At 73.9% G+C, this 16,309-nt stretch carries 2 protein-coding genes; both read right to left on the reverse strand.

What is annotated here, in order from left to right:
- On the reverse strand, positions 1-8,042 hold an 8,042-nt coding region (locus tag ACFVHV_RS39460), incomplete at its 3' end, for an SDR family NAD(P)-dependent oxidoreductase (RefSeq protein WP_380358121.1).
- A gap of 2 nt (positions 8,043-8,044) precedes the next feature.
- A complete protein-coding gene (locus ACFVHV_RS39465; RefSeq protein ID WP_380358124.1) occupies positions 8,045-16,297 on the reverse strand; it encodes an SDR family NAD(P)-dependent oxidoreductase in 8,253 nt (2,750 codons plus the stop codon).
- Positions 16,298-16,309: the final 12 nt, after the last annotated feature.

A 16,309-nucleotide genomic window follows, 5' to 3' on the forward strand; every position in this document is an offset into this window, starting at 1 on the left:
TCCCAGCTGGCCACGAACCCGGCGGCCCGCTCATGCCCGAGGCCGACCGACACCATCCCGCCCTGGCCGGCCAGGGCGACCAGGGCCCTGCTGCGCAGGGCGACCACCTTCGCGGCGTCCTCCAGCGACAACGCACCGACGACGTACGCGGCGGCGATCTCACCCTGCGAATGCCCGACGACGGCATCGGGCTCGACCCCGTGTGCACGCCACAGCGCGGCCAGGGCCACCATCACCGCGAACAGCGCGGGCTGCACGACGTCGACCCGCTCCAGCGACCCCCCACCGACCAGCACCTCCACCAACGACCAATCCGTGTACGGCGCCAACGCCGCCCCACACGCATCGATCGCCTCCCGGAACACCGGCTCCGAGCCGTACAACTCCCCACCCATACCCACCCACTGCGCCCCCTGACCCGGGAACACGAACACCGAACGACCCAGCGGACGGGCGACCCCGGTGACCAGACCCGGCGCCGTACCCCCCTCGGCCAGGGCCTTCCGTGCTTCCGCACCGCTCAGCACCGCGCGGTGCTCGAACACGGCGCGGGCGGCCAGAGCGCCCCCGACCGCCGCCGCACTCACCTCGGGATGCCCGGCGATGAACGCACCCAGCCGACGCGCCTGCTCCCGCAGCGCCGCTTCCGACTTCCCCGACAGCACCCAGGGCACGACCCCGCCCGTGGACTCCGTCGGAACCCCGGCCGGCTCCTCGGCAGCCGCCTCGATGACGACGTGCGCGTTGGTTCCGCTGATGCCGAACGCCGAGATGCCCGCGCGAGGCGGGTGGCCACGGTCGGGCCAGGGCCGGGCCTCGGTGAGCAGCCGGATGTTTCCGGACTCCCAGTCGACGTGCGAGGTCGGCGCGTCGACGTGCAGCGTCGGCGGCAGTTGCCCGTGCCGCATCGCCATGACCATCTTGATCACGCCCGCCACACCGGCGGCGGCCTGGGTGTGGCCGATGTTGGACTTCACCGAGCCCAGCCACAGCGGCTCGTCCCGGTCCTGACCGTAGGTCGCCAGCAGCGCCTGCGCCTCGATGGGGTCACCGAGCGTGGTGCCGGTGCCGTGCGCCTCCACCGCGTCCACGTCCGCCGTCGACAGCCCCGCGTTCGCCAGGGCCTGACGGATCACCCGCTCCTGCGACGGACCGTTCGGTGCCCCGAGGCCGTTGGAGGTGCCGTCCTGGTTGACCGCCGAACCCCGCACCACCGCCAGCACCCGGTGCCCGTTGCGGCGGGCGTCGGACAGGCGTTCCAGCAGCAGCAGGCCCGCGCCCTCCGCCCAGGCCGTCCCGTCGGCCGCCTCGGCGAACGCCTTCACCCGGCCGTCAGGGGCCAGGCCGCGCTGGCGGGAGAACTCCGTGAACCCCAGCGGGGTCGCCATCACGGTCACCCCGCCGGCCAGGGCCAGTGAGCACTCCCCCGAGCGGAGCGCCTGCGCGGCCAGGTGCAGGGCCACCAGCGAGGACGAGCAAGCCGTGTCCAGCGAGACCGCCGCGCCCTCCAGCCCGAGCAGGTAGGCGATCCGGCCGGAGGTCACGCTGGTCGCGGCGCCCGTGCCGAGGTAGCCCTCGGAGTCGGCGGGCGCCTGGTCGCCGTAGCCGGAGGACCAGATGCCGGTGAACACGCCCGTCCGGCTGCCCCGCAACGACGTCGGATCGATCCCCGCGTCCTCGAACGTCTCCCACGCGGTCTCCAGCAGCACCCGCTGCTGCGGATCCATCGCCAGCGCCTCACGCGGCGAGATCCCGAAGAAATCCGCGTCGAACCCCGCCGCGTCCGCCAGGAACCCACCCGACCGCGTGTACGACGTCCCGGGATGATCCGCATCCGGATGGAACAACCCCTCGACGTCCCACCCACGATCCGACGGGAACGCCCCGATCGCGTCCACCCCACCCGACACCAGGCGCCACAGCTCCTCGGGCGACCCCACCCCACCCGGATACCGGGCCCCCATGCCCACGATCACCACCGGATCGTCCGACACCGACACCGCGGGCACCACCGGTGCCGCCGACGCCACACCCCCGTCGAGGATCCTGCTCAGCAGGTGTTCGGCGAGCTGCCGCGGGGTGGGGTGGTCGAAGGTGACGGTGGCGGGCAGGCGCAGGCCGGTGGCGTTGTTGAGCCGGTTGCGCAGTTCGACGGAGGTCAGCGAATCGAAGCCGAGGTCCTTGAACGGCTGCCGGTCCCATGCGGCCCCCGGTTCGCGGTGACCGAGCACGGCGGCGGTGTCGGCGGTGACCAGGTCGAGTGCGGCTCGCAGCCGTTCGGCCTCCGGCAGTGACCGCAGGCGGTCGGCGATCGCGCCGTGCCGCGCCGGGCGCCGGGCCGCCTTGCGGGATATGAGGCCCTTGAGGGCCGCCGGGGCCGCCGGGGCGCCCGCCAGCACGGACAGGTCGAGGCGTGCCGGCACCAGCGCGGCCCGGTCCGTGGCCAGGGCCGTGTCGAACAGCGACAGGGCGTGGTCGGTGGCCAGCGGCACGACCCCGGCTCGCGTCAGCCGGTCCTGGTCGGCACCGGTCAGGTTCCCGGTCATGCCGCTGGCTTCGGCCCAGAAGCCCCAGGCCAGCGAGGTCGCCGGAAGTCCGAGGGCGCGCCGGTGCACGGCGAGGGCATCGAGGAAGGTGTTGGCCGCGGCGTAGTTGGCCTGGCCGGGGCTGCCGAGCGTGCCGGCGGCCGAGGAGAAGAGGACGAAGGCGGTGAGGTCCAGTCCCCGAGTGAGTTCGTGCAGGTTCCACGCCGCCCGGGCCTTGGGCTCCCAGACGGCGGCGAGACGCTCGGGCGTGAGGGATTCGACGACGCCGTCGTCGAGCACACCGGCCGCGTGGACGACGGCCCTCAGCGGACGCTCGGCCGGGATCGAGTCCAGCAGGGCCGCCAGCGCGTCCCGGTCCGCCACGTCACAGGCGGCCACGGTCACCTCCGCGCCCAGCCCCTCCAACTCCTCACGCAGTGCCACTCCGCCACCGCTGCGGCTGACCAGCACCAGATGCCGCACACCCCGCTCGACCACCAGATGCCGGGCCACATGACCACCCAGCGTCCCCGTACCACCCGTGATCAACACCGTGCCCTCGGGATCGACCGGCTGGGGAACCGAGAGAACGATCTTCCCCACATGAGCGGCCCGACTCATGAACCGGAACACGTCGACCGCGTCCCGGACCCCGCGCACGTCCAACGGCAGGGGTGCGAACCCGCCGTCCGTGAAGGCCGGTACGACGGCGTCCAGGATCTCGCCGAGCCGTTCCGGCCCCGCGTCGGCGATGTCGAACGCCCGGTAGACGATGCCGGGATGGTCGGCCGCGTCGCGGATGTCGGTCTTGCCCATCTCCACGAACCGGCCGCCGGGCCCGAGCAGCCGCAGGGAGGCATCGACGAACTCGCCGGACAGCGAGTCCAGGACCACGTCCATGGGCGGGAACTTCTGCTCGAACTCCAGGGTGCGCGACGAGGCGATGTGGTTCTCGTCCAGTCCCAGGGCGCGCAGGGTGTGCCATTTGGCCGGGCCGGCGGTGGCGAACACCTCCGCCCCGAGCCGCCGGGCCAGTTGGATCGCCGCCATGCCGACGCCGCCGGTGCCGGCGTGGATCAGCACCCGGTCGCCGGCCTTCAGCCCGCCCAGGTCGCGCAGGCCGTACCAGGCGGTCAGGAACACCACGGGCACCGACGCGGCCCTGGCGAACGACCAGTCGTCGGGCATCCGGACCAGCAGCCGCTGGTCGGCGACGGCGACCGGGCCGAAGGCGCCGGGGACCAGGCCCATGACACGGTCGCCGGGCCGGAACCGGGTGTCCGGGCCGGTTTCGAGGACGACGCCCGCGCCTTCGCCGCCCATCAGGGCCTCGCCGGGGTAGACACCGAGGGCGATCAGCACGTCCCGGAAGTTGAGTCCGGCCGCCCGCACGGCGATCCGGACCCGCCCGGGCCCCAGCGGCTCCAGGAGCTCGGGGCGGGGCACCAGCGCCAGGTCGTCGATGCTGCCGGTGCCCGTGTCCTCCAGCCGCCAGGTCCCATCCGGCGGGGTGAGGCTCGCGCCGACGCGGACCAGGCGGGGGACGTGCAGCGCCCCTTGGCGTACCGCCAGTTCCGGCTCGTCCGTGCCGGCGATCAGCGCCGGGTCCCAGGTCGGGTCGGCGTCGACCAGGACGAACCGGCCGGGGTGCTCGGCCCGCGCGCCGCGGACCAGGCCCCAGACCATCGAGTGGTGGAGGCCGACCACGTCACCGGGCGCGGCGGCGACGGCGTTGCGGGTGACGACGGCCAACCGCGTCCGCTCGCCCGCCAAGTGGTCCCGGATCACGGCGAGTACGCTCCGCGCGCTCTCGTACGCCGCCTCGACGGTGTCCGCCTCGGGCTCCGGCCCGGGCACCTCGTGGACGACCAGGTCCGCGGGGTCGCCGCCCGTCGACGCCGGCTCGCCCGCCAAGTGGTCCCGGATCACGGCGAGTACGCTCCGCGCGCTCTCGTACGCCGCCTCGACGGTGTCCGCCTCGGGCTCCGGCCCGGGCACCTCGTGGACGACCAGGTCCGCGGGGTCGCCGCCCGTCGACGCCGGTTCGAAGGGGACCCAGTCGAGTGCGTACAGGCTGTCCGGGACGGCGGTGGCGTCCCGGACGGTCAGCGACCTGATGACCGCGACCGGGGTGCCGTCCGGATCGGCCACGGCCACGGTGTACGTGTCCGGCCCGGTGGCGGACAGACGTACGCGCAGCGTCCGGCTGCCCGCGGGCCGTATCGCCACTCCGGTGAACGCGAACGGCAGACCGGTGCGGTCGGTGAGGAACGCCATGGGATGCAGTGCGGCGTCGAGCAGCGCGGGGTGCAGGGCGAACGGTTCCTCGGCGGGAAGCTCCACCTCGGCGTGGACGGTGTCGCCGACCCGCCAGGCCGCCGTGACGCCCTGGAACGCCGGCCCGTACTCGTAGCCGAGCACGGACAGCGAGTCGTAGAGCCCGTCGACGTCGAGGGGCTCACCGGCCGGCGGCCAGTCCCAGGCGCTCAGCACCGGCTCCTCGCCCAGCGTCCCGGTGGCGTGCCGCACCCACTCGTCGCCGTCACGCGAGTACACCGTGAGCGGGTTGCGGCCGTCCTCCTCGGGGCCCACGACGACCTGGAGGTGCACCGGGGTGTCGTCGAGGACGAGCGGCGTTTCGAGCACCAGCTCCTCGACCGCGTGGCCGAGCCGGCCGGCCGCGTAGGCCGCCATTTCCGCGAACGCGGTGCCGGGCAGGAGGACGGAGCCCCGCACGGCGTGGTCGGCCAGCCACGGGTGGGTGGCGAGCGAGATCCGTCCGCTGAGCACCGCGCCGTCGGGCAGTTCCACGAACGTGCTGAGCAGGGGGTGGTCGCCCGACGCCGTCGGGACGGGCCGCAGCCAGTACGGCTGGCGCTGGAAGGCGTACGTCGGCAGGCTGACGGGCTCGGTGTCGTCCGGGAACCGCCAGTCGACCGGGACACCATGGACGTGCAGGCGGCCGAGCGAGGTGAGGAAGTCGTCCTGGTCGCGCCGGAGCGTGCCGGTGACGAGGAGGTCGGAGCCGTGGTGGTGACCGGTCTCCTCGACGGCGGAGAGCAGGACCGGGTGCGGGCTGACCTCGACGAAGACGGTGTGGCCGCGGTCGAGCAGCAGCCGGGTGGTCCGGTCGAACAGCACGGGTTCGCGGAGGTTGCGGTACCAGTAGTCGGCGTCGAGGGCGGAGGTGCCGACCGGTTCCGCGGTGACAGTTGAGTAGAACGGGATCGTCGCCGGGCGCGGTGTGATGCCGGCCAGGTCGGTCAGCAACAGCTCGCGGATCGCCTCGACCTGGACGGAGTGGGCGGCGTAGTCGACGGGCAGGCGGCGGGCACGGATGCCGTCGGCCTCACAGGCCGCCAGCAGTTCGTCCAGCGCGTCCAGATCACCCGATACCACCACGCTGTCCGCGGAGTTGACCACCGCCACCGTCAGCCGGCCGTCCCAGCGGGCCACGAACCCGGCGGCCCGCTCCTGCCCGAGCCCTATGGAAACCATCCCGCCCTGGCCGGCCAGGGCGACCAGGGCCTTGCTGCGCAGGGCGACCACCTTCGCGGCGTCCTCCAACGACAGCGCCCCCGCCACGTACGCCGCCGCGATCTCCCCCTGCGAATGCCCGACGACGGCATCCGGTTCCACACCATGGGCACGCCACAGTGCCGCCAGGGACACCATCACCGCGAACAGGGCGGGCTGCACGACGTCCACCCGGTCGAGCGGAGCGCCGTCCAGGACATCGGCCAGGGACCAGTCGGTGTACGGAGCCAGGGCCTGGGCGCACTCGTCCATGGCCGCCCGGAAGACGGGGTACGCGGCGTACAGCTCCCGGCCCATACCCACCCACTGCGCACCCTGCCCCGGAAACACGAACACCGACCCACCCACCGAACGGACGGTCCCGGTGACCAGACCCGGCACCGACCGGCCCTCCGCCAGGGCCTCCAACGCCTCCGCACCGGTCAGCACCGCACGGTGATCGAAACGCGACCGCCCCGCCAACGCCCGACCCACGGCAACCGCGCCAACTCCCGGATGCCCGGCCAGGAACGCCCCCAGCCGGCGCGCCTGCTCCCGCAACGCCACATCCGACTTCCCCGACAGCACCCACGGCACCACCCCGCCCGCGGACCCCGTCGGAACCCCGACCGGCTCTTCGGCAGCCGCCTCGATCACCACATGCGCGTTGGTGCCGCTGATGCCGAACGCCGACACGCCGGCACGGCGGGGACGCCCCGTCTCCGGCCACGGCCGGGCCTCGGTGAGCAGTGAGACCTGGCCCGCCGACCAGTCGACGTGCGAGGTCGGCGCGTCCACGTGGAGGGTCCGCGGCAGTTGCCCGTGCCGCATCGCCATCACCATCTTGATCACACCCGCCACACCGGCCGCCGCCTGGGTGTGCCCGATGTTCGACTTCACCGACCCCAGCCACAACGGCTCGTCCCGCCCCTGACCGTAGGTCGCCAGGAGTGCCTGCGCCTCGATGGGATCACCGAGCGTCGTCCCCGTACCGTGCGCCTCCGCCGCGTCCACGTCCGCCGTCGACAGTCCGGCGTTCGCCAACGCCTGCCGGATGACGCGTTCCTGGGACGGACCGTTCGGCGCCGCGAGCCCGTTCGACGCGCCGTCCTGGTTCACCGCCGAGCCCCGGACGACCGCCAGCACCCGGTGGCCGTTACGGCGGGCGTCGGACAGGCGTTCCAGCAGCACCAAGCCCGCGCCCTCACCCCACGCCGTACCATCGGCCGCCTCGGCGAACGCCTTCACCCGCCCGTCGACCGCAAGCCCCCGCTGCCGCGAGAACTCGACGAACCCCGCCGGCGTCGCCATCACCGTCACACCACCGGCCAACGCCAGTGAGCACTCCCCCGCCCGCAGCGCCTGCGCCGCCAGATGGATCGCCACCAGCGACGACGAGCACGCCGTGTCCACCGACACCGCCGGACCCTCCAGCCCCAGCAGGTACGACACCCGCCCGGACGTGGCGCTGGTGGCTGTTCCGGTGGCGAGAAAACCTTCGAGGTCCGGCGGCGGCTGGTTGCCGTAGCCGGACGACCACAGGCCGGTGAACACCGCTGTCCGGCTGCCGCCGAGTGCGGTCGGGTCGATGCCCGCGTACTCGAAGGTCTCCCAGGCGGTCTCCAGCAGCACCCGCTGCTGCGGGTCCATCGCCAGTGCCTCGCGCGGCGAGATACCGAAGAACCCGGCGTCGAAGCCGGCGCCGTCGGCGAGGAAGCCGCCCGATCGGCTGTAGGTCGTGCCCGGCCGGTCCGGGTCGGGGTCGTGGACGACGTCCCATCCACGGTCCGGCGGGAATTCGGTGATCGCGTCGGCACCGTCCGAGACGAGCCGCCACAGGTCGTCCGGGGACTCCACTCCGCCCGGGTAGCGGCAGCCCATGCCGATGATCGCGATCGGCTCGCGCGCGGCCTCCTCCATGTCGGCGAGGCGCCTACTGAGCACTCCCAGGTCGGCCGTGGCGCGCTTGAGGTACGTACGGAGCTTCTCTTCGTCGGACATCGCTACTCCTCACCGTTGCGGGACTCGCCCGAGCGGATGACCTCGGTCCTGCGGTGCGCATCGTCCAGAAGGCTGAACAGTTCGTCGTCGCTGGCCTCGTCGACACCGGCCGCGGAGCCGGTACGTCTGGCGGTCCAGGCCGCGAGAAGTGCTTCGAGGCGGGCCGCGACGGTCTCGTAGTCGGCGTCGGCCGCTGCCGCGTCCAGGGTGGACTTGAGCCGGTCGAGGCCGGCGAGCAGGGGGTCGGGTTCGGTGCCGCGCAGCCGCGTGTGCACGAAGGCGGCGAGGCGGGCCGGTGTCGGGTGGTCGAAGACGAGCGTGGCGGGCAGGCGCAGGCCGGTGTCCGCGTCGAGCTGGTTGCGCAGTTCCACGGCGGTGAGCGAGTCGAACCCGATGTCGGTGAACGCCTGGTCGGGTTTGACCGCCTCCGGTGACGAGTGCCCCAGGACGAGGGCGACCTGGCCCACGACGAGTCGCAGCACGTCGGCCTGCGTCCACACGCGGTCGGCGGCCTGCCTGCGCCGGGGCCGCACCAGCTCCCGCAGCAGGGCGGGCGGATCACCGGCGCGGCGCAGCGCCGGCAGGTCGAACCTGACGGGGGCGAGGGCGGGGGTGCCCGCGGTCAGCGCGGTGTCGAACAGGGCCAGCGCGTCCGGCGTCGGCAGCGGCCGTACGCCGGCCCTGGCCAGGCGGTGCCGGTCGGTGGCGGTCAGACCTCCGGTCATGCCGCTGGCCTCCGCCCAGTAGCCCCAGGCGAGCGACACGGCCGGCTTGCCCTGGGCGTGCCGGTGTGCGGCGAGGCCGTCGAGGTACGCGTTCGCCGCCGCGTAGTTCGCCTGGCCCGCGCCGCCCAGCACACCGGCCGCCGACGAGAACAGCACGAACGCCTCCAGGTCCGAGGTCAGTTCGTGGAGGTGCCGCGCCGCGAGGGCCTTCGGCTCCCACACGCGCGCGAACTGCCGCGGGGTGAGGGATTCCACGACGGTGTCGGCCAGCGTGCCCGCGGCGTGGATCACCGAGGTGACCGGGTGTTCGGCGAGCAGCCGCGCCACCGCCTCGCGGTCGGACACGTCGCACGCCACGATGTCGGCGGTCGCGCCCAGCGCGGCCAGGTCGGCGGTCAGCGCGGCCGCGCCGGGGGCGTCCGGGCCTCGCCGGCCGACCAGCAGCAGGTGCCGCACGCCGTGCCGTACGGCGAGGTGGCGGGCGATCGTGCCGCCCAGGGTGCCGGTGCCGCCGGTGACGAGCACCGTGCCCCCGGGGCTGAGCGGCGAGGGCAGCGGTTCGGTCCGCGCCCGTTCGAGGCGGGGGACGTGAACGGCGCCGGCGCGGATCGCGAGCTGGGGTTCGTCCCCGGCCAGCCGGACCTCGTTGCCGTCGTGACCGTCGACCAGCACGAACCGGCCGGGGTGCTCGGTGGCGGCCGAGCGGACCAGGCCCCAGACGGCGGCGGCCTGCGGATCGACGTCCTCGCCCGGCCGGACCGGCACGGCGTTGCGCGTGGCGACCACCATGCGCGGGGTGTCCGTGGTGAGGAAGTCCTGGATCACCCGCAGCGTCTCGACGGGCGATGTGGCGTGGTGGACCGGGATGTCCGGTTCGGTGGTCGCCGCTTCCAGGACCGGCCACGCCACCTGGTACGGCACCTCCTGCGTGGTGGCACCGGCCGGCCGGCGCAGGGTCAACGACGCGATCTCGGCGACCGGTGCGCCCGACTGGTCGGCGAGGCCGATCGCGCAGGTGTCCTGGCCTGTCATGGTCAGCCGGACCCTGGCGTGCTCGGCGCCGCGCCACCAGGAGATCCCGGCGAAGGAGAACGGCATCTTCGCCCGGTCGTCGGCGACGGTCACGATCTGGATCGCGGCGTCGAGCAGGGCGGGGTGCAGGGCGAACCGGGTGTCGCCGGAGGGTACGGCCACCTCCGCGTAGAGGGTGTCGCCGTCGCGCCAGGCCGCTCGCAGGCCTTGGAAGGCCGTGCCGTAGGCGAATCCGGCGTCGGCCAGGTTGTCGTAGAAGGCGTCGAGGTCGACGGCTTCGGCGTGCGGCGGCCACTGCCGTGCCCAGGGCTCCGGTGGTACGGCGGGTACGGCGGGTACGGCGCCCAGGGTGCCGGTGGCGTGCCGTACCCACTCGCCGTCCGCGCGCGAGTGGATCGAGACGCTGCGCCGGCCCGCCCGGTCGGGGCCGACGGTCACGGACACCTGCACACCGTCCGCGACCACCAGCGGTGTCTCCAGCGTCAGGTCCTCGACCGCCGGGCGGCCGACGTGTTCGCCGGCCCGGAGCGCCAGGTCCACGAACGCCGCGGCGGGCAGCAGGGGCGAGCCGGAGATGACGTGTTCGGTGAGCCACGGCTGCGCGGCGGTGGCGAGTCGTCCCGTCAGCACCACGCCGTTGTCGTCGGGGAGTTCCATGGCGTCCCGCAGCAGCGGGTGGTCGATCCGGCCGTCGCCGGTCGGTGCCGGGGTGGTGGGGTGGAGCCAGTAGTGCTGGTGCTGGAAGGCGTACGAAGGCACGCGCACGTCCGGCCTCACCGCCGCCATGGTCACCGGCGGCGTCCAGCGCACCGCGCCGTCCGCCCACAATCGCCCCAGCCCCGCGAACAGCCGCTCCGGAGAAGCACCATCACGCCGCATCAACCCGTTCCCCACCAGCAGCGGATGCGGACCCACCTCCACGAATCCGGTCACACCCTGGCCCGTCAGCCATTCCACGGCATCGGCGAACCGGACCGGTTCCCGCACCTGACGCACCCAGTACCCGGGCTCCCCCATGTCCACCGGACGCCCGGCCACCGTGGAGACCACCGGGATCACCGGCTCAGCGAACGACAGGCCCGCCGCCACCCGGCCCAGCTCCTCCAGCACCGGATCCATCCGCGCCGAATGGAACGCGTGACTGACCTCCAACCGCCGCACCCGGCGCCCGCGGCCACGCCACACCTCAGCGACCGCCTCGACCGCGGACTCGTCCCCCGACACCACCACGCTGTCCGCCGAGTTGACCGCCGCCACCTCGGCCCCCGGCACCAGCGACCCCAGCACCTCCTCCGCCGACGCCCGGAGCGACACCATCACCCCACCACCGGGCAACTCCTGCATCAACCGGCCGCGTGCCCCCACCAGCACACACGCGTCCTCCAGCCCCAGGACCCCCGCCACATGGGCCGCCGCCACCTCACCGACCGAGTGCCCCACCACGAAGTCCGGCCGCACCCCCAGCCACTCCACCAACCGGAACAGCGCCACCTCCAGCGCGAACACCCCGGCCTGCGTGAACTCCGTCTCCCCGAGTACGCCTTCCTCGTCCTCGAACAGCACCTCCACCGGCAGGCCCAGCAACCCGCACACCTCGTCCAGCGCCCGGGCGAACACCGGGAACTCCCGGTACAGACCCCGCCCCATCCCCGCCCACTGACCACCCTGACCCGAGAACACGAACGCCGACCGGCCCTGGGAGGCAGTGCCCGTGACGATTCCGGGCTGTCCGTCGATCAGCGCGTCCAGGCCGGCCGGGTCCGTCAGCACGGCACGGTGCGGGAACCGGGCCCGCGCGGCCAGGTCCGCGGCCACCTCGGCCGGCGTGACCTCGGGGTGCTCGGCGAGGAACCCGCGCAGCCTGCGGGCCTGGTCGCGCAGGGCCTGCTCGGACTTGGCCGACAGCAGCCACGGCACCGGCACGACGGCTGCGGGCACGGAAGCGGCGGGGGACTCGGACGACGTCTCCTCGGCCGGTTCCGGGGCCGGTGCCTCCAGGATCACGTGCGCGTTCGTACCGCTGATGCCGAACGCCGAGATGCCCGCGCGGCGCGGGTGGCCGTGGTCGGGCCAGGGCCGGGCCTCGGTGAGCAGCCGGATGTTTCCGGACTCCCAGTCGACGTGCGAGGTCGGCGCGTCGACGTGCAGCGTCGGGGGCAGTTCACCGTGCCGCATCGCCGTGATCATCTTGATCACACCCGCCACACCGGCGGCGGCCTGGGTGTGCCCGATGTTCGACTTCACCGACCCCAGCCACAACGGCTCCACCCGGTCCTGACCGTACGTCGCCAGCAGCGCCTGCGCCTCGATGGGATCACCGAGCGTCGTCCCCGTTCCGTGCGCCTCCACCGCGTCCACTTCGGACGCCTCCAGCCCGGCATTGGCGAGGGCCTGCCGGATCACCCGCTCCTGCGACGGACCGTTCGGCGCGGTCAGCCCGTTCGACGCCCCGTCCTGGTTCACCGCCGAACCCCGCACCACCGCCAGCACCCGGTGCCCGTTGCGGCGGGCGTCCGACAACCGCTCCAGCAGCACGACACCCGCGCCCTCACCCCACGCCGTACCGTCAGCGGCCTCGGCGAACGCCTTCACCCGGCCGTCGGCCGCGAGCCCCCGCTGCCGCGAGAACTCGACGAACCCCGCCGGCGTCGCCATCACCGTCACCCCGCCGGCCAGGGCCAGTGAGCACTCCCCCGAGCGCAGCGCCTGCGCCGCCAGATGGATCGCCACCAGCGACGACGAGCACGCCGTGTCCACCGACACCGCCGGACCCTCCAGCCCCAGCAGGTACGACACCCGCCCGGAGGTCACACTCGTCGCCGTGCCCGTCGAGAGGTAGCCCTCCAGGTCGGGCGGCTGTGCCCCGGCGCCGTATCCGGATGCCCAGATGCCGGTGAAGACGCCGGTCCGGCTGCCCCGCAGCGACGTCGGATCGATCCCCGCGTCCTCGAACGTCTCCCACACCGTCTCCAGCAGCACCCGCTGCTGCGGATCCATCGCCAGCGCCTCACGCGGCGAGATCCCGAAGAACGCCGCGTCGAAGTCGCCGGCGGCGTCGAGGAAGCCGCCCCACCGCGTGTACGACCTCCCCGGACCACCGGCCGGGTCGTAGAGACGACCCACGTCCCACCCACGGTCCGACGGGAACTCACCCACCGCGTCCACGCCACCCGACACCAGGCGCCACAGCTCCTGCGCCGAGCCCACCCCGCCCGGATACCGGGCCCCCACCCCCACGACCACGACGGGGTCGTCCGACACCGGAACCCCGACCGGCACGGACACGGCAGGGGCCTGGCGCCGGGCACCGACCAGGAGGTCGCGCAGGTGGCCGGCCAGAGCGTCGGGGGTCGGGTGGTCGAAGACCATCGTCGCGGGCAGCCGTACCCCGGCGACCGCGGACAGCCGGTTGCGCAGTTCCACCGCGGTGAGCGAATCGAAGCCCAGGTCCTTGAAGGCCCGCTCGGCGCCGACGGCCGCGGTGTCGGGGTGGCCGAGGACCGCGGCCGTCTGGCCGGTGACCAGTGCCAGGACGCGGCTGTGCTGCTCGGTCTCGGGCAGGGCCGCCAGTTCCCTGCCCAGGCCCGGCCGGTCCGTGCGCCGGGCGGGCCGGGTACGGGTGAGGCGGCTGAGCAGGGGGCGGGTGGACGCCGCCGACAGGTCGAGGTGTGCGGGGACCAGCGCGGGATCGGCGGCGCCCAGGGCCAGGTCGAACAGTGCCAGCGCCTGGTCCGTGGGCATCGGCAGCACGCCGGCGCGGGCGAGGCGCCTGCGGTCGGTGTCGCTGAGGTGTTCGGTCAGCCCGCTGGCCTCGGCCCACTGTCCCCAGGCCAGCGACACGCCCGGCAGACCCAGGGCACGCCGGTGCACGGCGAGGGCGTCCAGGAAGGCGTTCGCGGCGGCATAGTTCGCCTGGCCCGGGCCGCCCAGCACACCGGCGGCGGACGAGAAGAGCACGAACGCGCTCAGGCCGAGGTCCTTCGTCAGCTCGTGCAGGTGCCAGGCGGCGTCGGCCTTGGGCCGCAGCACCCGGTCGATCCGGCCGGGCGTGAGGGATTCGACGACGCCGTCGTCGAGCACACCGGCGGCGTGGACGACCGCGGTCAGCGGGTGCGCGGCCGGGATCGAGTCCAGTACGGCCGCCAGCGCGTCCCGGTCGGCCACGTCGCAGGCCACCACCTCGGCGTCGAAGTCCACCTCCGCCCCGCTCCTGCCGAGCAGGATCAGGTGCCGGATGCCGTGCTGTTCGCGCAGGTGCCGGGCGACGAGGCGGCCCAGCGTTCCGGTGCCTCCGGTGATCAGCACGGTGCCGTTCGGGTCGAGCGGGCTGGACGCCGCGGCCGCTTCGGCCCGTACCAGGCGGGCGGCACGGGCGGCGCCGTCGCGGACGACGAGCTGCGGTTCGTCCCCCGCGACGAGGACGCGGTCGTCGGTGTCGACGAGCACGAACCGGTCGGGGTGTTCCGCCTGGGCCGCGCGGACCAGGCCCCAGACGACGCTGGACGGCAGGTCGACGGGGTCCGGCCCGACCGCCCCGCGGGTCACGACGGCCAGCCGGCCGTCCCCGTCGCGCAGGAAGTCCTGGAGCACGCCCAGCGTCTCGGCGGCGACGGTGTGCGCGGCCGCCACGGGGTCTCCCGCCGGGGGCGTGACGTGGTGGACGGCCGGGGGTTCGCCGGTGCTCTCGACGGGCACCCAGTCGAGGCGGAAGAGCTGGTCGGTCCCGGCGACCGGCATGCCCGGCGGCCGGTGGCGCACGGTCAGCGCGTCGATCACCGCCAGCGGCCCGGATTCGTCGGCGAGCGCGACCCGGAAGGTGTCGGGGCCGGTGGGTGTGAGGCGGACCCGGGCCGTGGAGCCGGCTTTCCGCATCGACACCCCGGCGAAGGAGAACGGCAGCCGGCCGGCCGCCAGCAGGGTCAGCGGCTGGAGCGCGGCGTCGAGCAGCGCGGGGTGGAGACCGAAGCGGTCGCGGGTGTCTGCGGGCAGCGCCACCTCGGCAAAGAGCTCGTCGCCCTGCCTCCGGATCTCGCGTACGCCCGCGAACACCGGCCCGTACTCGTAGCCCTGGGCGGCGAGGGTGTCGTAGAAGTCGGTCAGGTCGACGGGCTCACCGGCCGGCTGCCAGGGCTCGCCGGTGTCGTACGGGTGGGGGCGGCCGCCGGTCGCCAGCATGCCGGTGGCGTGCCGCAGCCAGGTGCCGCCCGTCCGGGAGTGCACGGTGACGGGGCGTCGGCCCGTCCCGTCCGGTGCGCCGACGACGACCTGGACCGGCACGGAACCGTCGTCCGGCAGGATCATGGGGGCTTCCAGCACCAGTTCGTCCAGGACGTCGCAGCCGGCCTGCCGGCCTGCGTGCATGGCGAGTTCGACGAACACGGTGCCGGGCAGCAGCACCGAGCCCAGGACGACGTGGTCGGCCAGCCATGGGCTGGTAGCCGTCGAGAGCCGCCCCGTGAGCAGGACGCTCCGGTCCCCGGCCAGTTCGACGACGGCCCCGAGCAGCGGGTGCCCGGCCGAGTCCAGTCCCGCCGCCGACACGTCGCCCTTCGGGGCGGCGGGGTTCAACCAGTACGGCCGGTGCTGGAAGGCGTACGTCGGCAGCGGGACGTGGTGGGGCTCGCCGGGAAGGACCGGCCTCCAGTCGACGGCCACGCCTTGCGTGTGCAGGCGCGCCAGGGCGAGGTGGAATTCCTGCCTGCCGCTGCCGCGGCGCAGCGTGCCGGTCACAACACCGTCCATCACCGGCACCAGTACGGGGTGCGGGCTGACCTCCACGAACACGCCGTGCCGGTCCTGCGTCAGGGCCTCGACGGCGAGGTCGAAGCGTACGGGTTCGCGGAGGTTGCGGTACCAGTAGTCGGCGTCGAGGGCGGAGGTGTCGACCGGCTCGCCGGTCACCGTGGAGTAGAACGGGATCGCCGCCGAGTGGGGCGTGATGCCGGCGAGGTCGGTGAGCAATTGCTCGCGGATCGCCTCGACCTGCGCCGAGTGCGCCGCGTAGTCGACGGGCAGGCGGCGGGCGCGGATACCGTCGGCCTCACAGGCCGCCAGCAGTTCGTCCAGCGCGTCCAGGTCGCCCGATACCACCACGCTGTCCGCCGAGTTGACCACCGCCACGGTCAGCCGGCCGTCCCAGCGGGCCACGAACCCGGCGGCCCGCTCATGCCCGAGGCCGACCGACACCATCCCGCCCTGGCCGGCCAGGGCGACCAGAGCCTTACTGCGCAGGGCGACCACCTTCGCGGCGTCCTCCAACGACAACGCCCCCGCCACGCACGCCGCCGCGATCTCCCCCTGCGAATGCCCCACGACCGCATCAGGCTCCACACCATGGGCACGCCACAACTCCGCCAGCGCCACCATCACCGCGAACAGAGCCGGCTGCACCACATCCACCCGCTCCAGCGAACCACCACCGACCAGCACCTCCACCAACGACCAATCCGTGTACGGCGCCAACGCCGCCCCACACGCATCGATCGCCTCCCGGAACACCGGCTCCGAGCC

This window comes from Kitasatospora sp. NPDC127116, assembly GCF_042677365.1.
In the GTDB taxonomy this organism is placed as follows: domain Bacteria; phylum Actinomycetota; class Actinomycetes; order Streptomycetales; family Streptomycetaceae; genus Kitasatospora; species Kitasatospora lactacystinica.